A 20,764-nucleotide genomic window follows, 5' to 3' on the forward strand; every position below is an offset into this window, starting at 1 on the left:
TGGTTTCTGGAGCGATCAGCGGCCTCGCGCTCGACCTGCATCGAGGCATCTTGCCGTTGACTGCCATCGAAGCTGCAACGACGCGTTTGCTCGAACTGCTCGGGCTTGATCCGGCTGTCGCGGCAGCACTGGGCCATGAACCGATTCCATTTCCGCTCACCCCAGCATTGCCGATGCGCTGGCTGGCGCTGCCGCCGATCAGGCCTCCTGCTGGCTCAGTTCCATGAAGCGAAGTGCCGGCAAGGGCCGGATCATCGCAAAGGGCGAGGCAGACTTTGATGCGGCGCTACTTGGCACCAGTTTCAACGCGCAGGACCCGGGCCGCCGCCCGGCGCTCATTGTCCAGGCCAGTGACGACACCGGTGTTGTGGCTGCCGTTCGGCAAGCGAAAGACCACGGCCTGACCATCGGCCTCTGTTCGGGCGGACACAGCTGGGCGCAGAACCATATTCGCGACGGCGGCATGATGCTCGATTTGTCGCGCCTCAACAGCATCGCCATCAACGCCGCCGATGGCACGGCAGTGATCGGCCCAGGCTGTCTCGCCGGCGATCTCAACGGCGCCCTTTCCAAGCGTAATCTCTTTTTCCCGGTGGCGCATGCCTATACGGTCGGGATGGGCGGCTTTCTGTTGCAGGGCGGCTTTGGCTGGAATAGCCGCGCATCCGGAATGGCCTGCCAAAGCGTTACCGGCATCGACGTCGTTCTTGCCGATGGCACCCTGGTCCATGCCAGCGAAACCGAAAATCCCGAACTGCTCTGGGCCGCGCGTGGGGCCGGCCCCGGCTTTTTCGGCGTCGTTGTGCGGTTTCATCTGAAGCTTCAGGCGCGCCCGAAATTCGTCGGCATGAAGGTGCAGGTCTTCCGCATCCGCCACCTTGAAGCCGTGATGGCGTGGGCGGATCGCGTCGGGCCGTCGGTGGCCCCCAACGCCGAATTTCAGCTCGTCCTCGATCGCAAGGCGATGGGCATCTTTGCGCACGGCGTCCAGGTCTTGACGCCGGTTCTCGCCAACAGCTGGGCCGAGGCGCGCGCGGCGGTGGCATTCATCGACAACAGCCCGATCCGCAAGCTTGCAAGTTTCACCTTGCCGCTGCTGCCAGTCTCGCTGAACATGATGATGAAGGGCGGCGAAAACACCCTGTTCCTGCCCAACACGCGCTGGACGGCCGACAGCATGTGGATGAACACGCCGGTCGACCCATTGTTGCCGGCGATGCGACGGATTGCCGACACGCAGCCGGCGTCCCCCAGTCATGTGCTCTGGCTCAACTGGAATGGCCCAGCGACACGCCCCGACATGGCCTTCTCGCTCGAAGCGCGAACTTATCTCGCGCTTTACGGCGGGCTGCGCAACGCGACGACAAATCCGGCCGATGAAAGCTGGGCGACAGATCATATGCGCGCCATGCAGGACCACAGCGTCGGCATCCAGCTGGCCGATGAAAATCTCGGTCGCCGCCCGGCGCCGTTCATGGCGCCGGCCAATCTCGCCCGTCTGGACGCGCTGCGCGTGCGCTACGACCCGGACGGGCTCTTCAATCCCTATATGGGGTGCGTTCCATGAAGAGCAGCAAACCGATCGCCGGGCGCTATCTGGGCTATCAAGCCGCCGACACTGCCCAATCCTTTGCGCACTTTTTCAATCCTCATATGGCGCCGGTGGCGCCATATGTCACCGCAGCGCTAGATCGCGGCGGTGTGCCGGCGCCGCTGCTGCCCGGGTTTGAGGATGCGGCGGAGAATCTGTTCGGCGGCGGCGACGTGCTTGAGGATGGCTATGTCCTCTTGCCTGACGGCGGGATGCGAGTGAGCGTGCGCACCGCCATGCCCGGCGTGACCCCGGCCATGATCGACTGGTGGTTCGGTTGGCATGGCGACACGCCTGCAAAATACAAGCTCTGGCATCCGCAGGCGCATGTTCACGTCGGTTGGCGCGAGACGCCGCCTTCCGGTACGACCGGCCGCGCGCTTTATGTTGGCCAGACTTCAATAGTCGACGAGTATATCAGCAGCACGCTGATCCGCGGCGCTATCCGCTTTGTGCCGCCCGCGTCGCTAGGGTTCAGCGATCGCAGCCTCGAAGATGATCGCCAGGCGACCATTGTTTGCGCCCGCATCGGGCTTGGCGATGCTCCGATCGATATCGGCTATTTGGCCCATCATGTTCGCGCCGTTCCCGGTGGGAGCGAGATGCGCTCGCGCTTCTGGATGGGGGGACGCCACGTCGCCGGGCGCAATTTGGTGGGCAGTCTGGCGGTGCCGATCGCCAGGCTGGTGCAGCGGCTGACCGAAAACGATGCACGCGCGCTACTGGTTCATTGCGCGGAAGAAATGCCGCATCTGGCAGGTTTTTTGCCGGCATTGCATGGTGAATTCAGCCATTGTGGTGGGGCCGATGCCGGCATCGCTCCCCAAATACTATAGGTCCGGCTATGCGCGTCATTTCTTTCGCAGCTATCGGGCTTTTGCTTGCCATAGCGGTGGCGGCTTTTGTCGGGCTCCGACCACAACAAGTGCGCGTATCGGTTCGGCCTGCCCCGGCTACGCCGCTGCGGGCGACGATTGCCATAGCGCCGACGGACAAGGCTCTGACCTTCGCCCGGTCTGGCCGGGGCGTCGCCGCGCAGACCATTGTCGTCACCCGCTATCAGGATGGCGTTGTGACTGGTGTCGACCTGGCGCCGCTATTGCTGCCCGGGGAAGATGCGATCGCAGCGTATAACCGCCTCGGCTATGATGCGCTCACCACGTTCGTTGCCTCGGCAAAGATCAGCGTTAGCCTTGATGCCGCAACCCTCGCCGTACCGGTCAATTTGCGCGCTTTGCACGCTGCCGTGGCCACGAATTATCCCGAGCATGCCGATGAAGCCAAGGTGGAGGGCGGACCCTTCATGTTTGCGAAGGTTGCCCAGCCAACTTCGTCACGCGCCGCGATTCTGGCAAGCAAAGGCCTGCTCGATTATGAGGTTGAGCTTTGCCTCGTCACACTTTCGGCATTGCCTGCCAAAGCTGGCGCCAAGGGCGGATTGATCCTGTGCAACGATGTTACTGATCGCGCAGCGCTGCTACGCGGCGCCGACATTGGCGACATCGCATCAGGCAAGGGCTTTACCGATGGCAAGAGCGGGGCCGGTTTCTTGCCTGTCGGGGAGCTGTTTGTCGTGCCGCGCGACCTCAAGGCCTTTGTCGAGCCGCTTGAGCTGCATCTCTCCGTCAATGGCGAGGAGCGGCAGCACACCCGTGTAACCAGTTGGATTTGGGATCTTGACCGTTTGCTGCTCGAAACAGCCAAGAGAAGCGGCGTCAGTTGGACCTGGCGTGAAGGAAGCGCGCAACTTCCAGTCAACACGGATGGTGTCCTGCCCGATCGCACGCTGGTTCTGGCGGGAACACCGGCAGGGACGGTCTTCCTGGGCCCGGGTCCAGCGACGTTCGTGCGTGGTGCGTTCGATTGGGTGGCGAAGTTCGGCCAAGGCAGTCCGGTTTCCGCGATCATCGAGCGGACAATCACGGATGACCGCGCCTCTGGCGGCTATCTACAGCCGGGCGATGTCGTGGCAATCCGTGTGGATCAAATGGGTACGATCGAGAACCGCATCGAATAGCGCCGTGAACCGCGCCGGGATTGCCGGAGGCGTTAGCTCCTGAATTCTAATTGAGCAGGTTGATTGGAATGACCCGAATTCTCCGAAGCAGTCGCTCGCAGGCGGGGCGGCGAACGACGACAATTGGATCGGAAGCAGCCTTTGGTTCCTGGTGGCAATGAAAGGCAGTTTTTCGGCAGTGCGGCCGAAAACTGCCATTCCGCTTCCGGCCCAGAAGCCGTTGTCCGCCACCCTGCGACCCCGCACCCCTTGACGCCCCTCGCTCCGCCACCCCACCCTCGCGCGTATACGTGAGGGACTCTAATGCAACTCGTTATCGTTGAATCGCCGGCCAAGGCGAAGACCATCAACAAATATCTCGGCAGCAACTATGAGGTGCTGGCCAGCTTTGGCCATGTGCGCGATCTGCCGGCCCGCGACGGCTCGGTGGACCCCGCCCAGGATTTCGCCATGGCGTGGGAGGTTTCGGCGGACCGTTCCAAGCAGCTCGCCGCCATTCGCGAGGCGGCGAAGCGGGCGGACAGTGTGATCCTGGCGACCGATCCTGATCGCGAGGGGGAGGCGATCAGCTGGCATTTGCTGGAATGGCTGAAAGACAAGCGCGCGCTGCCCAAGGGTGGGGCGAGCCGGGTGACGTTCAATGAAATCACCAAGGCCGCTGTCACCAAGGCCATGCAGGCGCCGCGCGATCTCGATCAGCCGTTGATCGATGCCTATCTGGCGCGGCGCGCGCTGGATTATCTGGTGGGCTTCACGCTTTCGCCGGTGCTGTGGCGCAAGCTGCCCGGTGCCAAGAGCGCGGGCCGCGTGCAATCGGTGGCGCTGCGCCTGGTGGTGGAACGCGAGCGCGAGATCGAAGCGCACAAGGCGCGCGAATATTGGCGCGTGGAAGCCGAGATGATTGCCCCCAATGGCGCCACCTTCAAGGCGCGCCTCGCAGTGCTGGATGGCAAGAAACTGGCGCAGTTTGATCTGGACAATGTTGCAGCCAATGCTGCGCGGGAAGCCATTGAGAACAAAGGCTTTACCGTGCGGACGGTGGAGACCAAACCTGTGAGCCGCAACCCGGCTCCGCCGTTCACCACATCGACCCTGCAACAGGAAGCATCGCGCCGGTTGGGCTTCAGTGCCAGCCACACCATGCGGGTTGCGCAGAGCCTGTATGAAGATGGCCACATCACCTACATGCGGACCGATGGCGTGCAGATCGCCGGCGACGCCATGGCCGCCGTGCGCGACATGATCGCCCGCGATTATGGCAGCAAGCCCGACGTGCTGCCGGAGAAGCCGCGATTCTATGCCACCAAGGCAAAGAACGCCCAGGAAGCGCACGAGGCGATTCGCCCGACGGATTTCTCGCGCCGCCCCGGGCGCGCCGATACCGATGCGGATCGGTTGTATGCGCTGATCTGGAACCGCACGGTGGCGAGCCAGATGGCCAGCGCCCGGCTGGAGCGCACCACGGTCGACATGTTTGACGATGATGGCCGCCACGGCCTGAAAGCGACCGGCCAGGTGGTGATCACGCCGGGGTTTTTGGTGCTCTACACCGAAGGCCGTGATGAGCCGGCGGAAGACGATGAAGACGGTGCCCGCCTGCCGCGCCTGGCCGGCGGGGATCGCTGTGCGTCCAAAACCGTGGAGGCGATCCAGAGCTTTACCGAGCCGCCCGCGCGGTTTTCGGAAGCCACGCTGGTGAAGAAGCTGGAGGAGCTCGGCATCGGGCGGCCTTCCACCTATGCCAGCACCCTGCAGACGTTGCGCGACCGTGCCTATGTGCGGGTGGAGAAGAATCGCTTCTTTGCCGAGGAAAAGGGCCGGCTGGTCACGGCGTTCCTGGAGCGATTCTTCACGCGTTATGTCGAATATGATTTCACCGCCGACCTGGAAAGCCAGCTGGATGATGTGTCGGCCGGTGATGCCAGCTACCTGGAATTGCTGCGGGCGTTCTGGGCGGATTTCCACCCGAAAACCGCCGAAATCATGGAGCAGCGGCCTTCGGACGTGACCGCCGCGCTGGACGAATATCTGGCGCCGTTCCTGTTCCCCGACAAGGGCGACGGGGTCGATCCGCGCGTGTGCCCGAAGTGCGGCGCGGGCCGGCTTTCGCTGAAAACCGGGCGGTTCGGGGCGTTTGTGGCCTGCTCCAATTACCCCGAATGCAAATACACGCGGCCGTTTGCCAGCGAAGGCGGGGCGAACGATGGCCCGCAGGAACTGGGCAATGATCCGGTGACGGGCGAGGCGATCAGCGTGCGGACGGGCCGTTTTGGGCGGTTCGTGCAGCGCGGTGAAGGCGAAAAGCCGGCGCGGGCCTCCATCCCCAAGGATGTGAGCATCACCGGGCCAGAGGATATCGAGTGGGCGATCAAGCTGCTCAACCTGCCGCGCACCATCGGGCCGCATCCGGAAACCGGGGAACCGATCACGGCGAGCATCGGCCGCTATGGCCCGTATCTGGCGCACAATGGCGCCTATGGCCGGCTGTCCAACACGGCCGAAGTGTTTGAAACCGGCATGAACGCCGCCGTGGTGAAATTGGCGGAGGCGGCCGCCGCCAAGGCGGCCGGCGGCCGCCCGCAACGCGGCGTGGCGATCGCGCTGGCCGAACTGGGCGCGCATCCGGAATCCGGCGCAGCGGTGCGGGTGCTGGCCGGGCGTTACGGGCCCTACATCACCGATGGCACCACCAACGCCAACGTGCCCAAGGGTGCGGAGCCAACAGCGGTGACGCTGGACAAAGCCATCGCCCTGCTCGCCGCCCGCGCCGCCGCTGGCCCGTCGAAGAAGGGCAAGAAGGCCCCGGCGAAGAAGGCGGCCCCGAAGAAGGCAGCGGCCAAGAAGCCGGCGGCGAAGAAGAAAGCGCCGGCGAAGAAGAAGGCCGAGTAAGTTTTGCCTCCGGCGGGCAGGGGCTGAGCCCCTGCCCGCCGGAGGCAACCCCTTCTTCTTACAAGATATACTTCGACAAATCCCGGTTCCCCGCGATATCGCCGAGTTCGCGGGTCACCATCGCTGCGTCCACTGTCACCGTGTCGCCGCCGCGTTCGCTGGCGTCGAAGCTGACGCTTTCCAGCAGTTTTTCCATCACCGTGTGCAGGCGGCGGGCGCCGATGTTTTCCACGCTTTCGTTCACCTGGGCGGCGGTTCGGGCGATGGCGTCGATGCCGTCGGGCGTGATGGTCAGCGTCACGCCTTCGGTGGCGAGCAGGGCGGCATATTGGCGGATCAGGCTGGCATCGGTGTCGGAGAGGATGCGGCGGAAGTCGTCTTCGGTCAGGCCTTTCAGCTCGACCCGGATGGGCAGGCGGCCTTGCAGTTCGGGCAGCAGGTCGCTGGGCTTGGCGACGTGGAAAGCGCCGGATGCGATGAACAGCACATGGTCCGTCTTCACCGGGCCGTATTTGGTGGCGACCGTGGCGCCTTCGATCAGGGGGAGCAGGTCGCGCTGCACGCCTTCGCGGGAGACGCTGCCGCCGCGCACGTCACTCACCGCGATCTTGTCGACCTCATCCAGGAACACGATGCCGTTGGCTTCGGCGTTGCGCACGGCTTCGCGCTGGATCTCCTCATCATCGAGGCGCTTGTCCGACTCTTCGGCCAGCAGCGCCTCCCAGGCGGCATCCACCTTCATCTTGCGGCGCTTGGTGCGGCCGCCCATCGCCTTGGCCATCATGTCCGAAAGGTTGATCATGCCAACCTGGCCGGGCTGCATGCCGGGCATTTCGAAGCTGGGCGGGGTTTCGGCCACTTCGATCTCGATCTCACGGCCCTTCAGATCGCCGGCTTCGAAGCGCTGGCGGAAGGCGAGGCGTGTGGCTTCGCTGGCATCCTTGCCCACCAGCGCGTCGAGCAAGCGGGCGAGTGCGGCGTCTTCTGCCTTGTCCTTCACGGCGCTGCGGCGGGCTTCGCGGACGAGGCGTATCGATTCCTCCACCAGATCGCGGATGATCGAATCGACATCCCGGCCAACATAGCCAACCTCGGTGAACTTGGTGGCTTCCACCTTGATGAAGGGCGCACTGGCCAGCCGGGCCAGCCGCCGGCTGATCTCGGTCTTGCCGCAGCCAGTGGGGCCGATCATCAGGATGTTCTTGGGCACCACTTCGTCGCGCAGATCGTCGGGCAATTGCTGCCGGCGCCAGCGGTTGCGCAGGGCCACGGCGACGGCGCGCTTGGCATCGTCCTGCCCGATGATGTGGCGATCGAGTGCGGCGACGATCTCGCGGGGGGTCAGATCGGCGCTCACAGTTCGATGGCCTCCAAGGTCAGTTCTTCGTTGGTGTAAACGCACAGGTCGGCCGCAACCTTCATGGCGCGCCGCGCGATGGTTTCGGCGCTGTGATCGGAATCGGCCAGCGCGCGGGCGGCGGCCAGCGCGAAATTCCCGCCCGAACCGATGGCTGCGATACCGCCCATCGGTTCCAGCACGTCGCCGTTGCCGGTGATGACCAGTGTCACGGTGGCATCGGCCACGATCATCATCGCTTCCAACCGGCGCAGATAGCGATCGCTGCGCCAATCTTTGGCCAGTTCCACCGCGGCACGCATCAACTGGCCGGGGTGGCGTTCCAGCTTGGCTTCCAGCCGTTCGAACAGGGTGAAGGCGTCGGCGGTGGCGCCGGCAAACCCGCCGATCACCTCGCCCTTGGGGCCGAGCCGACGCACTTTCTTGGCGTTGGGCTTCATCACCGTTTGCCCCATTGTCACCTGGCCATCGCCAGCAACGACAACCTGCCCGCCCTTGCGGACGGAAACGATGGTGGTGCCATGAAATTGGGGAAGTTCGCTCATCAGGGGCCCTTTCGTGTCTCTCCATGTAGGCTTCGTGCCGCAGAGTAAAAGGGGGCAGCTTGGGACGCGACCTTGGCAGCAAACTGGGTTATCATGCCGGCGTCGCCTCGTGGGCATGATCGTGCTGCATTATCTTGATGTGATGATCGGGTTCGCTTTCACCATGCTGCTGATCAGCCTGGCGGTGACGGCGATGGTGCAGGCCGTGCCGGTCTACATGCGCAATTTAAAGGGCGAGGCGCTGGAGCGCGGCCTGATCGATCTGATGGTGCGGGTGCTGCCGGGGCTGGAAAGCCACGCCAAGGTGATTGTCGATCATATTCTGCGCGATCCGCTGCTTTCCCCGCCGCGCAGCCCGCCCTACACGTGGATCATCAAGCCGCAGGACGGCAAGGAGGTGCCACGCGCGCTCAGTGGGGTGGTGCAGCGCGAGGAATTCGTGCGGCTGCTTCTGGATTTCATGGCGCAGGATGACAAGCCCGATGAGTTGCAGGCGGTGAAGGACGCCCGTTCCGAGATCAAGGCGATGCTGGCCAAGCTGGACCTGACTGACCCCAAGGACCTGCTGCTGCGGATCCGCACCCGCATCGCCAATCTGGAACTGCAATATCCCGACTGGTCGAGCAGCCAGCGCGCCAGCAAGGCCATTCTCGAGGCGTTCATGGCCGGGCCGGGCAAGGATTTCATGGCCAAACTGGTCGGCTGGTTCGATCAGACCATCGATCGGGTGGACGCCGCCTACACCGCGCGCGTGCGGATTTGGACAGCGGTGTTCAGCATCGCGCTGGTGGTGGTGCTGCATCTGGATACGTTCGCGCTGATGGCGCGGCTGAACGCTGATAGCGCGCTGCGCGACAAGGTGGTGGCTTCGGCGGTGAGCGCGATGGAAAAGGGCCAGTTCGCGCCGCCGCCCGCCGGCGGGACCGTGAACGAAGCGCAGGCATTGGCCTGCGCCCGCACCCACCTCGCCACCCCCGGCGCCGCGCGTGGCCTTGATGCCTATGCCGATTGCATGGGGCTGGCCGAGGCGACCAGGCTGGAACTCGTCTCGTGGCTGCACGATCTGGACGCCTGGGCCAGCCGCTGGCAGCCGTTCAGCTTTGCGCTGCTGCTGCAACTGCTCGGCATAAGCCTGTCGATTTCATTGCTCTCGCTGGGTGCGCCCTTCTGGTACGCCACCCTTTCCAACCTCATCAAGCTGCGCTCCACCATGTCGCAGAAGGACGAGGCCGCGCGGGTAGAACGGCAAACGACGCAGGCGGGTTAGGGGCGGCGGGCCGACGCATGCAGGCGGGCAAACTTGCTGCCGATGCCGCTTTGCTCTAGGCACACCCCCTAAGGAGCAGGCTTATGACAGCGCGCAGGGCAAGCATTTCCCGCGTGACCAAGGAAACCCAGGTCGAGGTGCATGTGAACCTCGACGGCAGCGGCACGTACGACGTGTCGACCGGCATCGGTTTCCTCGATCACATGCTGGAACAGCTGTCGCGGCACAGCCTGATCGATCTGACCGTGAAGACCACGGGCGATCTGCACATCGATGGCCACCACACCACGGAAGATACCGGGATCGCGCTGGGTGAAGCCGTGGCCAAGGCGCTGGGCGATCGCCGCGGCATCACGCGCTATGGCGATGCGCTGATCCCGATGGACGAAACGCTCACCCGTGTCGCGCTCGACATTTCGGGGCGGCCCTACCTGGTGTGGCGCACATCGTTCAGCCAGCCCAAGCTGGGCACGCTGGATACCGAGATGTTCAAGGAATTCTTCGCGGCCTTTGCCGGGAGTGCGGGCATCACGCTGCACATCGAGACGCTGTATGGCGTGAACAATCACCACATCGGCGAAAGCTGCTTCAAGGGCGTGGCGCGGGCGTTGCGGGCGGCGGTGGCGATCGATCCGCGCAAGAGCGATGCGATCCCGTCGACCAAGGGTACGCTTGGCGGTGCCTGACACGGTTGCGCTGGTTGATTATGGGGCCGGCAATTTGCGCTCTGCGGCGCGGGCGCTGGAACGGGCGGGTGCGCGCGTGATCGTTACCGATGATCCGGCGGTAATTGCTGGGGCGGCGCGCATTATGTTGCCGGGCGTGGGCGCCTTTGCTCAGTGCATCGGCCAGCTGCGCGAGAAGTCCGGCATCGAAGCGGCGCTGAACGAGGCGGTGAACGGGCGCGGCGTGCCGTTCCTCGGCATTTGCGTTGGCATGCAGTTGTTGGCCAGCGAAGGCCATGAGCATGGCGTTCACAAGGGCCTGGGTTGGCTGCCGGGCAAAGTCGAGCGGCTTACGCCTTCGGACCCGACACTGAAGATTCCGCACATGGGCTGGAACCGGGTGGACGCAGTGAACGGCGCTGATGTGCCGTCGGGCAATGCCTATTTCGTGCACTCTTTCGCCTTCACGCCCGACGATCCGGCCGATGTGCAGGCGGTGACCGATCACGGCGGGCGCTTTGCCGCCATCGTCAAGCGCGGGCACATCACCGGCGTGCAGTTCCACCCGGAAAAGAGCCAGGCTTACGGGTTGGCGTTCCTCTCCAATTGGCTGAAGTCATGATCATTTTCCCCGCCATCGATCTGAAGGGCGGCCAGTGCGTGCGGCTGGCGGAAGGCGACATGAACCGCGCCACGGTTTATGCTGACGACTCTTCGGCGCAGGCGGCACTGTTCCGCGCCGCGGGCGCGACGCATCTGCATGTTGTCGATCTGGATGGTGCGTTTGCGGGCGATTCCCGCAATGCGGCCGGCGTGAAGGCGGCCCTGTTCGGCTTTGGCGGCGGCAGGGTGCAGGTCGGCGGCGGCATCCGCACAGCGGCGCATGTGGAAGGCTGGCTGGCGGCTGGCGTGTGGCGCGTGGTGATGGGCACCGCCGCGCTGGAAAATCCCGATCTGGTGCAGGGGCTCGCCGCCGATCATCCGGGGCGGATCGTCGTTGCCGTGGATGCCCGCGAGGGCATGGTGGCCACACGCGGCTGGGCGGATGTCTCCACCCTCCCGGTGGCCGATCTGGCCAAGCGCTTCGAGGATGCCGGCGTCGCCGCCGTGCTGTTCACCGATGTTGGCCGTGATGGCATGCTCAAGGGCGTCAATGTCGAAGCGACCGTGGCCTTGGCGGCCGCAACCTCGCTGCCGGTTATCGCGTCCGGGGGTGTGGCCTCCATCGCCGATATCCACGCGCTGATTGGCAAGCCCGGCATCGAAGGCGTGATCACCGGCCGCGCGCTCTATGATGGCCGGCTTGATCTGGCCGAGGCGATCAGGGTCGCGGCATGACGCTCGCCGTCCGCATCATCCCCTGCCTCGATGTCGCCAATGGCCGCGTGGTCAAGGGGGTCAACTTCGTCGCGCTGCGTGATGCCGGCGATCCGGTGCAGGCCGCCGCCGCCTATGATGCGGCAGGCGCCGACGAACTCTGCTTCCTCGACATCACCGCCAGCCACGAAAACCGCGGCACATTGCTCGATATCGTCGAGCGCACCGCCGATCAGTGCTTCATGCCGCTCACCGTCGGTGGCGGGGTGCGTTCGGTTGAGGATGCGCGCGCGCTGCTGCTGGCCGGCGCGGACAAGGTGGCGGTGAACAGCGCCGCCGTCGCCCGCCCCGCCCTGATCGGCGAACTTGCCATGCGGTTCGGCGAACAATGCGTGGTGGTGGCGGTCGATGCCAAGGCCGTCGGCCTAGGCAGATGGGAAATCTTCACCCACGGTGGCCGCAAGGCGACCGGCATCGACGCGGTGGCTTATGCCATCGAAGCCGCGCGTCTGGGCGCCGGCGAAATCCTGCTCACCTCGATGGACCGCGACGGCACCAAGGCCGGTTACGATCTGGCGCTGACCCGGATAATTTCCGATGCAGTGCCGGTGCCGGTGGTGGCCTCGGGCGGGGTGGGCGGCGTCGCCGATCTTGTCAGCGGCGTGCGCGACGGCCATGCTTCGGCTGTGTTGGCCGCTTCCATCTTCCATTTCGGCGAAGTGACCGTGGCCCAGGCGCGCGCGGCGCTGGCAGACGCCGGGCTGCCGGTGCGGGAGGTGTTTCATGGAGCGCTTTGATCACTTGCTGGCCACCATCATCGAACGGCGCAGCGGCGATCCGGCGACGTCGTACGTGGCGAAGCTCACCGCCAAGGGCCGCCCCAAGATGGCCCAGAAACTCGGCGAGGAAGCCGTGGAAGTGGTGATCGCCGCGATCAGCGACGATAAGGCCGGATTGGTGAGCGAAAGCGCCGACCTGATGTTCCACCTGGCCGTGCTGCTGGCCGATGCCGGCCTGTCGTTCGACGATGTGCGCGCCGAACTTGAGCGCCGCGAAGGGGTTTCGGGTATCGAGGAAAAGGCCAAGAGGTCGACTTAAGGGGGCCTCCGGCGGGCAGGGGCTGAGCCCCTGCACCCACTTTCGTTTTCGGGCTATCCAAAACCAACGGGTGCAGGGACTGCGTCCCTGCCCGCCGGAGGCCATTTCTCTTCTCTCAAACGATACGGCTGAACGCCTTCAGCTTGCGCGCCGTTGCCTGCGCGGCGGCAGCGTCGCCCTTGATCAGCACGGCCGCCAATTCTAGCCCCTGGCGTTTCACCATGGCTTCAAACCCGTCCTGCGCTTGCAGATTGTCCAGCCCCTTCAGCAGGCCGGCGGCGCGGTTGGCGTTGCTGGCGTCGAGATCGAGCAATGTGATGGCGAAAAACACGCGGGTGGAGGGCAAGCCCGGCGCCAGTTTCAGGGCCTGAGCGTAGCAGCGCTCCATCTCGGTTTTCTTCGCGCCCAGCGCCGTGCCGGCGAGGAAGCTGCCCACCGTGGCGACTGCGCCGCCGTGCCAGCCGCCCAGCGCGCCCCACACCAGGCTGTTGCCCGGGTGGGCGGTGCGGATGGTTTCGAAGCGGCGGCGGGTTTCCTTGGCCAGCGCTATGCCGCGGGTGAGCTGGGCGCGGTAGGCGATGGCGATGGCCTTTTGCAGCTGGGCATCCACGCTGCCAGGCGCGCGGGCTAGAGCGGTGTCGAAATCCTTCTCAGCGGCGGCGACCAGGGCAAGGGCGCGATCCTTGCTGTCGGTCTGATAGCCGGCGATGGACAGTTGCGCGCGGCCAGCGAGCACTAGGCTTTCCACGCTGTTCTCCGCCCGCCCATCGCGCACGGCGGCGGCCCAGTTGCCGGCGCGGAATTCATCGACGGCGGCCGCGCTGGCCGGACTGGCCAGCAGCATCATGAGGGCGGCGAGGGTCTTGGTCATGCTGTTTCCTGCTTGGAGAGGGTGAAGATGTCGATAATACTTACCTTGCCAGAACGGCAGATGAATCCCAGCCCGCGGAGTTGACGCAGATGAGCGATTTTTCCGGCAAATTGGTGATGGTGCTGGGCGGCAGCCGCGGCATCGGCGCGGCAATTGTTCGCCATTTCACGGCGGCGGGTGCAAAGGTCAGCTTCAGTTACTCCGGTTCGCCCGATGCGGCGGCGGCGGTGGCAGCTGAAACCGCCGCCACGGCGGTGAAGGCCGACAGCGCCAATCGTGACGAACTCATCGCAGCCGTGGCAGGCGCCGGCGCGCTCGATATAATGGTGATCAATGCCGGCGTGGCAAAGATGGGTGATCCGTTGACGCTGGACGCCGACGTGGTGGACCGCCTGATCGATGTCAATGTGCGCGCGCCCTATCATGCCGGGGTCGAGGCTGGGCGGCGGATGAACGACAATGGCCGCATCATCATTATCGGTTCGGTGAACGGCGATCGGGTGCCGGTGGCAGGCCTTACCGCCTATGCGCTGTCCAAATCCGCCGTGCAGGGCATCGGCCGCGGCCTGGCCCGTGATTTTGGCGCACGCGGCATCACCGTGAACGTGGTGCAGCCCGGCCCGGTCGATACTGACATGAACCCGGCGGAAGGGCCGCTCGCCAAGATGCTGCACGGGATGATGGCCATCCCCCGCCACGCCCACGCCGACGAGATCGCCGCGCTGGTGCTGTTCCTTGCCAGCCCGGCGGCGGCGATGATCACGGGCACAACGCAGACGATTGATGGTGGGATGGGGATTTAAGGAAGAAATAGGATCCTCCGGCGGGCAGGGACGCAGCCCCTGCCCGCCGGAGGCCAGCTTTCTTCAGTCCTTCAGCGCATCTGCGATCAACGCTCGGCTCTGCCCCAGCCCATAGAGCGCGATGAAGCCGCCCATGCGGGGGCCGTTCTGGCTGCCGATGAGTATTTCGTAGAGCGATTTGAACCAGTCGCGCAGGTTTTCGTAGCCGGCGGCCTTGCCGGCTTCGTAGACTTCGAACTGAAAGGCTTCGGCGTCGCCGTCTTCGCCTACGGCAGCAAGGCGAGCGACGAGGTCGCGCAGGGCTACGGCTTCGGTTTCGGTCGGCGCGCGGCGGTTGAGGCCGGGGATGACGAAATCGCGCGCATACGCCGCGGCGTGGTGCACCAGCCGATCGAGCATCGGGTGCGTTTCCGGGCTGGAGCTGGGGGCGTATTTCTTCACGAAGCCCCACAGCCGCGCCGGATCGTCGGTGGCGGCGACCGAAGCGAGGTTCAAGAGCAGCGAGAAGCTGACCGGCAGAATTTGTGCCGGCGGCTCGCCTTCGTGGATATGGTGCACCGGGTTGCCGAGTTGCTGTTCCAGCGGCTGTTCCGGGTAACGGCTCAGGAAATCGGCATAATCCTCGATGGCGCGCGGAATCACGTCGTAATGTAGGCGCTTGGCCTTGCGTGGGCTCTGGAACATGTAGAGCGCGAGGCTTTCGGGCGGGCCGTAGTCCAGCCATTGTTCGATGGTCAGGCCGTTGCCCTTGGACTTCGAAATCTTGGCGCCTTCGCCATCGAGGAACAGCTCGTAATTGAAGCCGGCGGGTGGGTTGCCGCCGAGCGCGCGGACGATCTTGCCGGAGAGCATGACGCTGTCGATCAGATCCTTGCCGGCCATTTCATAATCGACGCCCAGCGCCAGCCAGCGCATCGCCCAATCGACCTTCCACTGCAGCTTGCAATGGCCGCCGGTAACGGGAACGGTGACGGTGTCGTTGGTGCCGGGGCGGACGCAGGAAACGGTGCCCGCCGCGACGTCGCGGGCCACGATGGGCACCTGCAGCACATGGCCGGAGACGGGATCGACGGGCAGGAACGGCGAGTAGGTGGCGCGGCGGTCGGGGCCGAGGGTGGGCAGGATGATGCCCATCACGTCGTCGTAATGCGCCAATATCCGCAGCAGCGTCGCATCGAACATGCCGCTGGCGTAGCACTCGGTCGAGCTCAGAAACTCGTAATCGAACCCGAACGAATCGAGGAAAGCGCGCAGCCGGGCGTTGTTGTGGGCGCCAAAGCTGCTGTGTGTGCCGAACGGGTCGCGCACCTGGGTCAGCGGCTTGCCCAGGTCTTCGCGCAGCATTTCGGGGTTAGGAATACCGTCTGGCACCTTGCGCAGCCCGTCCATGTCGTCGGAAAAGGCGATCAGGCGCGTCTTCACGCCGGGCACCAGCGCTTCGAAGGCGCGGCGGACCATGGTGGTGCGCACCACTTCGCCAAAGGTGCCGATGTGCGGCAGGCCCGACGGACCATAACCGGTCTCGAAGATCACCGCGTGGCCGGCCGGGACGCCGTTCGGATAGCGCGCCAGCACCTTGCGGGCTTCCTCGAACGGCCAGGCCTTGTTTTCAAGAGCGGCGGCTTGCAGGGTTTCGGTGGTGATGGTCATGGCTTTTGGCTATCGGTTGGGTTCGGCCTTCCTCTGGCGACTGAACTTCATGAGTGCAACTGAATCCCGCGATGCGCCGTTGGCGATCCCGGCGCTGGTCGCCAGCCATGCCGGGGTGTGGATCGCTGCGCCGGATGGCAGCGTGCGCGGTGTGGGGCGCGGCGAGGCGATGGCGCGGGCCGGGGACAGCCCGCACCTGCTGCTGAATGCGCCGGTGACGGCGAGCCGGCTGGGCATTGGCGAATTGTCGGGCCTTGATCTGCTGGAGTTGTTCGCTTTTCTGTATCCGGCGCGCTTTGCCGTGCCGACGGCGCATGGGCTGGCGGCGGCGCTGGGCATTGCGCCGCCCAAGGGGGAAAGTGATGCCGGGTTCCTGCAACGCGCGGCCGGGGCGTTGCTGGCGGTGGCGGCACAGCCCAATTGGCCGGAACGGCATGGCGCGTGGACGTCATTGCAAAGCCTTGGCCGCCAGCGCTGGGCATGGGCACCGCATCTGGCAAAGCTGATCGAGAAGCCGCGCGCGTCCGAACGCCATGTGTTCCAGCTGCTGCCCAAGTGGGAGGAAGCGCCACCGCGCCCCACGCCGCGTGTGGTGGCGCTGGAAGATGGTGCCGTGGCGGCGGAGCTTGCGCGGCTGGTGGGCAGTGGCGCGGAACAGCGTGACGGCCAGCGTGATTATGCGCGGGCGGCCGCCGCAGCGTTCGCGCCGCGCGATGCCAGCGGCGCGCCGCAGATGATGCTGGCCGAAGCCGGGACGGGCATCGGCAAGACGTTGGGTTATTTGGCGCCAGCGGCGCTGTGGGCACGCGAGGCGCAAGGGACCGTGTGGGTGGCGACCTTCACCAAGGCCCTGCAACGCCAGTTGGATGCCGAAACCGCGCGGGTGTGGCCCGATCCGGCCGAACGCCGTGCCAAGGTGGTGGTGCGCAAGGGCCGCGAGAATTATCTGTGCCTGCTCAACCTGGAAGACGCGGTGCAGGGCGGGTTCGGCGGGCGTGCAGCGGTGTTCGCTCGGCTGGCGGAACGTTGGGCCGAATATACGCGCGATGGCGACATGGTGGGCGGCGATCTGCCCGGCTGGCTGCCACCGCTGTTCGGCCGCACCAGCTTTGCCGGGCTCACCGACAGGCGCGGCGAGTGTATCTATGCCGCATGCCCGCATTATCGCAGCTGCTTCATCGAACGCGCGACCCGGGCCAGCGCTCAGGCCGATCTGGTGATCGCCAACCACGCGCTGGTGATGATCAACGCGGCGCGCGGCCGGGCCGAAGGCAGCGGCCTCACGCGGCTGGTGTTCGACGAAGGCCATCACCTGTTCGACGCCGCCGATGCAACGTTCGCGGTGGCGCTGACCGGCCGCGAGGCCGTGGAGTTGAAGAACTGGCTGCTCGGCCCGGAACGCGCGGCCGGGCGCGGCAGGCGGCGCGGGCTCGCGGCGCGGCTGGCCGATGCAATCAGCTATGATGACGAGGCAGCGCAGGCGGTGGAACGCATTACGGCGGCGGCGCGCCACCTCCCCGGCGAAGGCTGGCTGGGGCGGGTGGGCACCGACGATCCGGAGGGTCCGCTGGAAGGCCTGTTAGCTGCCGTGCGCGGCCAAGTGCTGGCGCGCGCCGAGGAGGCTGATCACGGCTATGGCCTCGAAACCGAAGTCGCCGAAGTGCTGCCGCGTCTGGTGGAGGCGGCAGCGGCGGCCAGTGCGGCATTGGGCGCGATGGTGACGCCGATGGCGCAGCTGGAAGGCCGGCTGGCGCTGCTGCTGGAGGATCCGCCCGATTGGCTGGATGGCGGGGCGCGGGCGCGGGTGGAAGGCGCGCGGGCGGGCTTGACGTTGCGGGCGCAGTTGCTGGGCGCGTGGCAGCAACTTTTGGCCCGATTGGGCGGCCCGGCCGATCCGGATTTCATCGACTGGCTGGACCTGGCCCGGGCGGAAGGGCGGTTGCTCGATGTTGGCATCCAGCGGCGTTGGCTCGATCCGATGCGGCCCTTTTCCGGCGCGGTGTTGGAACCGGCGCATGGCGTGCTGGTGACGTCGGCCACGCTGCGATCGCGGCCCGATGCGTTGGCCGATGATTGGCGGGACGCCGAACTGCGTACCGGCGCGGCCTGGCTGCCGCGCCCGGCCAAGCATTTCGCGGCATCGAGCCCATTTGATTACAGCGCTCAGGCGCGCGTGCTGATCGTGACCGACGTGAAACCGCGCGATATCGCCGGGCTGGCCCATGCCTATCGCACGCTGATCGAGGCGGCGGGCGGCGGCACGTTGGGCCTGTTCACGGCCATTGCCCGGCTGCGCGCGGTTCATGCGCGGCTGGCGGATCCGTTGGCGCGCGCTGGCTTGCCGCTTTATGCCCAGCATGTTGATCCCATCGATACGGCAACGCTGGTCGATATCTTCCGGGCCGAGCCGGGGGCGAGTCTGCTAGGCACGGATGCGCTGCGCGATGGGGTGGATGTGCCGGGCACGTCCTTGCGGCAGGTGATTATGGAAGGCGTGCCGTGGCCGCGCCGCGCCGTGCTGCACGCGGCCCGGCGGCTGGCGGGTGGCGGTAATAGCTTTGATGATCGGGTGGTGATGGGCCGGCTGGCGCAGGCGTTCGGCCGGCTGATCCGGCGGGCCGATGATCATGGCCATTTCGTGCTGCTGGGGCCGGCGGTGCCGTCGCGGCTGCTCGGCGCCTTCCCGCCCGGTGTGCCGATCGAGCGCGTATCGCTGGAAGAGGCGGTGCGATTGGTGAAGGCCGGCGTTTCGGCCTCTGGAATCGCCGCCACTGATGTGCCAAGCCTTGGCCACACATGAAGACGCTCACGCTCTTGCGCCACGCCAAGTCCGGCTATGACGATCCCCTGCTGCGGGATTTTGATCGGCCGTTGAACGATCGCGGCCGGCGCGCGGCGATGAAGGTGGGGCAATGGCTGGGCGCTGCGATCAGGCGCGGCGACATGCCCGATTTCGCGCTGGTCTTTGCCTCGCCCGCCGTGCGTGTGCGCCAGACCATCGAAGGCCTGGAAGCCGGCATGAACCGGCCGCTGGCGCCGGTGTATGAACAGCGCATCTATCTTTCGTCATCCGCCACGCTGATCGAGTTGTGCGCCGGTTTTTCCGACGAATTCAGTGACGCCATGCTGGTCGGCCACAATCCGGGGCTGGAGGATCTGCTGCTGGAACTGGTGCCGCCGGGCGGGAAACTGCGTGCCGAGGCGGAGCTGAAATATCCGACCGCCACGCTGGCCCGGCTCGATATTGCCATCGACCGTTGGGCGCAGATCGATGGCGGCCGGGCGGAGCTGACTAAGTTCGTGCGGCCGCGTGATCTCGATCCGAGCCTGGGTCCAGACGATTAAAGTTTGAGCACGCGCCCCAACCGCCCGCGCACGGCCAACATGATCACAGCGCCCGTCAGCGGGAAGGCGGCGTGGAGCAGCCAGAAGGCGCTGATGTCCATCGTCTCGTAAAAGCGCCCCAACCAGCCCGATATGGTGCTGCCAAGAAACACCGCGAACTGCACCGCGCCCAGCATCACGCCGGTGATGGCCATCGGGGCGGCGCGGGAAAACAGCGCGTTCACTGTGGGGACGAGGTAGAGCCAGCCGACATTCAGCACCAGGTGGAAAGCGACGACCCACAAGATGGGCGTCTTTTCGGTACCGCTGCCCGCCGCCAGCCAGACAAAGGCGCTTCCCATCAGCGCCATGCCGATGCCGATCTTGCCCAGTTCCTTCGGCTCCTTGCCGCGTGCCGCTTGCCAGCGCCACAGCGCCAGCGCCGGCGGCACGGCGAGGATGGGGGCCAGGCTGTCAAACGCCTGCAGCCAGGTAACGGGCACGTCAAAGCCCAGCACCATGCGATCCAGATGATCGCGGCCCCAAAGCGAATAGACGTTCCACACTTGGCTTTGCGCCAGCCAGAACAGGCTGGTGAGCAGCATGACGCCGATCAGCGCTGCGATCGTTTTGCCGTCGCCAGGTTGCAACCGGGCGCTGCGGCGGGTGTCGGGCGGGGTATCGGCCGGCATCAGGCCGTTGCCCACCAGCAGCGTAACCGCGGCCAGAGCCATGCAGCCGCTGGCCGCGGCAAAGCCCCATTGCCAGTTCACCCGTTCGCCCAGCGCGCCGATGAGCAGCGGGCCGAGAAAGGCGCCGGTGTTGAGGCCGGCGGCAAGAATGGAGAAGGCCGCATCGCGGCGACCATCGTCGCGGGCATAGAGATGACCGGTTTGCGCGTTCAGGTTGCAGCGCAACGCGCCCGCGCCGAATGCGCAGACCAGCAGGCCGGGCAGGAAGGTTACCGGGATCACCACCATCACCATGCAGGTCGTGGCCAGCACCGCACTCAGGATGCAGGTGAGGCGCGGGCCCCAGTGGCGATCGCCCAACCAGCCGCCCAAAAGCGGGGTGAGGAAGAACAGGCCAAGATAAAGCCCCATCGTCTGGGTAGCGAGCGCCTGCAGGCTCATCGGGCCGAACAGGCTTTCCAGCAGGTCCCGCCACGCGTTGAAGCAGCCAACACTGGCCAGCTGATCGGGCGTGAACAGGAAATTCGCCATGTAAAGGATGAGCAGCGCCTGCACGCCATAGACGCCGGCCGCCTGCAGCGCTTCCGCCACGGTGACGATGGTCAGGCCCACCGGATGGCCTGCGAAAGTGCGCGTTTCCCCCATGGCCAGCACCGTGGACGGTGGCCGCGTCACCCC

At 65.7% G+C, this 20,764-nt stretch carries 19 protein-coding genes; 14 read left to right on the forward strand and 5 right to left on the reverse strand.

The features are described from left to right. The 5 genes from Q7O19_RS08430 to topA all read left to right on the forward strand — a co-directional run. Positions 1 to 227, forward strand: a 227-nt coding sequence (locus Q7O19_RS08430; RefSeq protein ID WP_303809890.1) for a hypothetical protein, incomplete at its 5' end; no start/stop codon positions are given. Beyond that, the gene (locus Q7O19_RS08435) at positions 224 to 1,567 is read left to right on the forward strand and encodes an FAD-binding oxidoreductase (protein WP_303809891.1); all 1,344 of its coding nucleotides are present in this window, start codon (positions 224 to 226) and stop codon (positions 1,565 to 1,567) included. The genes Q7O19_RS08430 and Q7O19_RS08435, both read left to right, overlap by 4 nt. 86 nt (positions 1,568 to 1,653) lie before the next feature. Beyond that, positions 1,654 to 2,427: a DAPG hydrolase family protein gene (locus Q7O19_RS08440; RefSeq protein WP_303809892.1), complete on the forward strand. Its 774-nt coding sequence runs from the start codon at positions 1,654 to 1,656 to the stop codon at positions 2,425 to 2,427. A gap of 8 nt (positions 2,428 to 2,435) precedes the next feature. Continuing rightward, positions 2,436 to 3,608, forward strand: coding sequence for a fumarylacetoacetate hydrolase family protein (locus Q7O19_RS08445; RefSeq protein ID WP_303809894.1), 1,173 nt, complete (start codon positions 2,436 to 2,438; stop codon positions 3,606 to 3,608). A 303-nt stretch (positions 3,609 to 3,911) separates the two neighbouring features. Further along, a complete protein-coding gene (gene topA, locus Q7O19_RS08450) occupies positions 3,912 to 6,497 on the forward strand; it encodes a type I DNA topoisomerase (protein ID WP_303809896.1) in 2,586 nt (861 codons plus the stop codon). A 58-nt stretch (positions 6,498 to 6,555) separates the two neighbouring features. On the opposite strand, the gene hslU is transcribed toward topA, so the two are convergent. Together hslU and hslV are read right to left on the reverse strand one after the other, a co-directional pair. Next, positions 6,556 to 7,854 (reverse strand): ATP-dependent protease ATPase subunit HslU, encoded by a 1,299-nt coding sequence (hslU, locus tag Q7O19_RS08455; RefSeq protein WP_303809898.1) that lies wholly within the window; start codon positions 7,852 to 7,854, stop codon positions 6,556 to 6,558. After that, positions 7,851 to 8,399 carry an ATP-dependent protease subunit HslV gene (gene hslV / locus Q7O19_RS08460; protein WP_303809900.1) on the reverse strand — a complete coding sequence of 183 codons (549 nt, stop codon included), beginning with the start codon at positions 8,397 to 8,399 and terminating at the stop codon, positions 7,851 to 7,853. The genes hslU and hslV overlap by 4 nt, the downstream gene beginning before the upstream one ends. A gap of 109 nt (positions 8,400 to 8,508) precedes the next feature. Between hslV and Q7O19_RS08465 the strand changes: the two genes are divergently transcribed. The 6 genes from Q7O19_RS08465 (at position 8,509) to Q7O19_RS08490 (ending at position 12,746) form a co-directional block, all read left to right on the forward strand. Next, entirely contained in the window at positions 8,509 to 9,666 is a 1,158-nt protein-coding gene (locus tag Q7O19_RS08465) for a hypothetical protein (protein ID WP_303809901.1), read from the forward strand. 83 nt (positions 9,667 to 9,749) lie between these two features. Further along, entirely contained in the window at positions 9,750 to 10,352 is a 603-nt protein-coding gene (gene hisB / locus Q7O19_RS08470; RefSeq protein ID WP_303809903.1) for an imidazoleglycerol-phosphate dehydratase HisB, read from the forward strand. Further along, positions 10,345 to 10,953, forward strand: a complete 609-nt coding sequence (gene hisH, locus Q7O19_RS08475; RefSeq protein WP_303809905.1) for an imidazole glycerol phosphate synthase subunit HisH — start codon at positions 10,345 to 10,347, stop codon at positions 10,951 to 10,953. The genes hisB and hisH overlap by 8 nt, the downstream gene beginning before the upstream one ends. Next, entirely contained in the window at positions 10,950 to 11,669 is a 720-nt protein-coding gene (hisA, locus tag Q7O19_RS08480) for a 1-(5-phosphoribosyl)-5-[(5-phosphoribosylamino)methylideneamino]imidazole-4-carboxamide isomerase (protein ID WP_303809906.1), read from the forward strand. The genes hisH and hisA overlap by 4 nt, the downstream gene beginning before the upstream one ends. Continuing rightward, on the forward strand, positions 11,666 to 12,445 hold the full coding sequence (gene hisF / locus Q7O19_RS08485) for an imidazole glycerol phosphate synthase subunit HisF (protein WP_303809907.1): 780 nt from the start codon (positions 11,666 to 11,668) through the stop codon (positions 12,443 to 12,445). Before hisA ends, hisF begins: the two co-directional genes overlap by 4 nt. Further along, complete coding sequence (locus tag Q7O19_RS08490; RefSeq protein WP_303782617.1) at positions 12,432 to 12,746, forward strand: phosphoribosyl-ATP diphosphatase; 315 nt, start codon at positions 12,432 to 12,434, stop codon at positions 12,744 to 12,746. Before hisF ends, Q7O19_RS08490 begins: the two co-directional genes overlap by 14 nt. A 115-nt stretch (positions 12,747 to 12,861) precedes the next feature. Here Q7O19_RS08490 and Q7O19_RS08495 read toward each other — a convergent pair whose 3' ends face one another. After that, positions 12,862 to 13,617, reverse strand: coding sequence for a hypothetical protein (locus Q7O19_RS08495; protein WP_303809908.1), 756 nt, complete (start codon positions 13,615 to 13,617; stop codon positions 12,862 to 12,864). Between the two features lie 89 nt (positions 13,618 to 13,706). Here Q7O19_RS08495 and bdcA point away from each other — a divergent pair, with 89 nt between their 5' ends. Next, the gene (gene bdcA, locus Q7O19_RS08500) at positions 13,707 to 14,420 is read left to right on the forward strand and encodes an SDR family oxidoreductase (RefSeq protein ID WP_303809929.1); all 714 of its coding nucleotides are present in this window, start codon (positions 13,707 to 13,709) and stop codon (positions 14,418 to 14,420) included. Between the two features lie 63 nt (positions 14,421 to 14,483). Here the strand turns inward: bdcA and Q7O19_RS08505 are convergent, their stop codons facing one another. Then, positions 14,484 to 16,070: a lysine--tRNA ligase gene (locus Q7O19_RS08505; protein WP_303809910.1), complete on the reverse strand. Its 1,587-nt coding sequence runs from the start codon at positions 16,068 to 16,070 to the stop codon at positions 14,484 to 14,486. Between the two features lie 49 nt (positions 16,071 to 16,119). Between Q7O19_RS08505 and Q7O19_RS08510 the strand changes: the two genes are divergently transcribed. Both Q7O19_RS08510 and Q7O19_RS08515 read left to right on the forward strand, forming a co-directional pair. Further along, on the forward strand, positions 16,120 to 18,870 hold the full coding sequence (locus tag Q7O19_RS08510; RefSeq protein ID WP_303809931.1) for an ATP-dependent DNA helicase: 2,751 nt from the start codon (positions 16,120 to 16,122) through the stop codon (positions 18,868 to 18,870). Further along, entirely contained in the window at positions 18,867 to 19,415 is a 549-nt protein-coding gene (locus tag Q7O19_RS08515; RefSeq protein ID WP_022679574.1) for a histidine phosphatase family protein, read from the forward strand. The genes Q7O19_RS08510 and Q7O19_RS08515 overlap by 4 nt, the downstream gene beginning before the upstream one ends. Here Q7O19_RS08515 and Q7O19_RS08520 read toward each other — a convergent pair. Beyond that, a complete protein-coding gene (locus tag Q7O19_RS08520; RefSeq protein WP_303809912.1) occupies positions 19,412 to 20,761 on the reverse strand; it encodes a peptide MFS transporter in 1,350 nt (449 codons plus the stop codon). The two genes, Q7O19_RS08515 and Q7O19_RS08520, sit on opposite strands and share 4 nt — an antisense overlap. Positions 20,762 to 20,764: the final 3 nt, after the last annotated feature.

This window comes from Sandarakinorhabdus limnophila DSM 17366 (genome assembly GCF_945882885.1).
Lineage (GTDB): Bacteria > Pseudomonadota > Alphaproteobacteria > Sphingomonadales > Sphingomonadaceae > Sandarakinorhabdus > Sandarakinorhabdus limnophila_A.

Excerpts from the sequence above, each read along its gene's own strand:
- topA (WP_303809896.1), top strand. The coding sequence starts at position 3,912 with ATGCAACTCGTTATCGTTGAATCGCCGGCCAAGGCGAAGACCATCAAC.
- Q7O19_RS08435 (WP_303809891.1), top strand. The coding sequence starts at position 224 with ATGAAGCGAAGTGCCGGCAAGGGCCGGATCATCGCAAAGGGCGAGGCA.
- Q7O19_RS08495 (WP_303809908.1), bottom strand. The coding sequence starts at position 13,617 with ATGACCAAGACCCTCGCCGCCCTCATGATGCTGCTGGCCAGTCCGGCC.
- hisF (WP_303809907.1), top strand. The coding sequence starts at position 11,666 with ATGACGCTCGCCGTCCGCATCATCCCCTGCCTCGATGTCGCCAATGGC.
- hslV (WP_303809900.1), bottom strand. The coding sequence starts at position 8,399 with ATGAGCGAACTTCCCCAATTTCATGGCACCACCATCGTTTCCGTCCGC.
- Q7O19_RS08440 (WP_303809892.1), top strand. The coding sequence starts at position 1,654 with ATGGCGCCGGTGGCGCCATATGTCACCGCAGCGCTAGATCGCGGCGGT.
- hisA (WP_303809906.1), top strand. The coding sequence starts at position 10,950 with ATGATCATTTTCCCCGCCATCGATCTGAAGGGCGGCCAGTGCGTGCGG.
- Q7O19_RS08445 (WP_303809894.1), top strand. The coding sequence starts at position 2,436 with ATGCGCGTCATTTCTTTCGCAGCTATCGGGCTTTTGCTTGCCATAGCG.
- Q7O19_RS08510 (WP_303809931.1), top strand. The coding sequence starts at position 16,120 with ATGAGTGCAACTGAATCCCGCGATGCGCCGTTGGCGATCCCGGCGCTG.
- hisB (WP_303809903.1), top strand. The coding sequence starts at position 9,750 with ATGACAGCGCGCAGGGCAAGCATTTCCCGCGTGACCAAGGAAACCCAG.
- Q7O19_RS08490 (WP_303782617.1), top strand. The coding sequence starts at position 12,432 with ATGGAGCGCTTTGATCACTTGCTGGCCACCATCATCGAACGGCGCAGC.
- Q7O19_RS08515 (WP_022679574.1), top strand. The coding sequence starts at position 18,867 with ATGAAGACGCTCACGCTCTTGCGCCACGCCAAGTCCGGCTATGACGAT.
- Q7O19_RS08505 (WP_303809910.1), bottom strand. The coding sequence starts at position 16,070 with ATGACCATCACCACCGAAACCCTGCAAGCCGCCGCTCTTGAAAACAAG.
- bdcA (WP_303809929.1), top strand. The coding sequence starts at position 13,707 with ATGAGCGATTTTTCCGGCAAATTGGTGATGGTGCTGGGCGGCAGCCGC.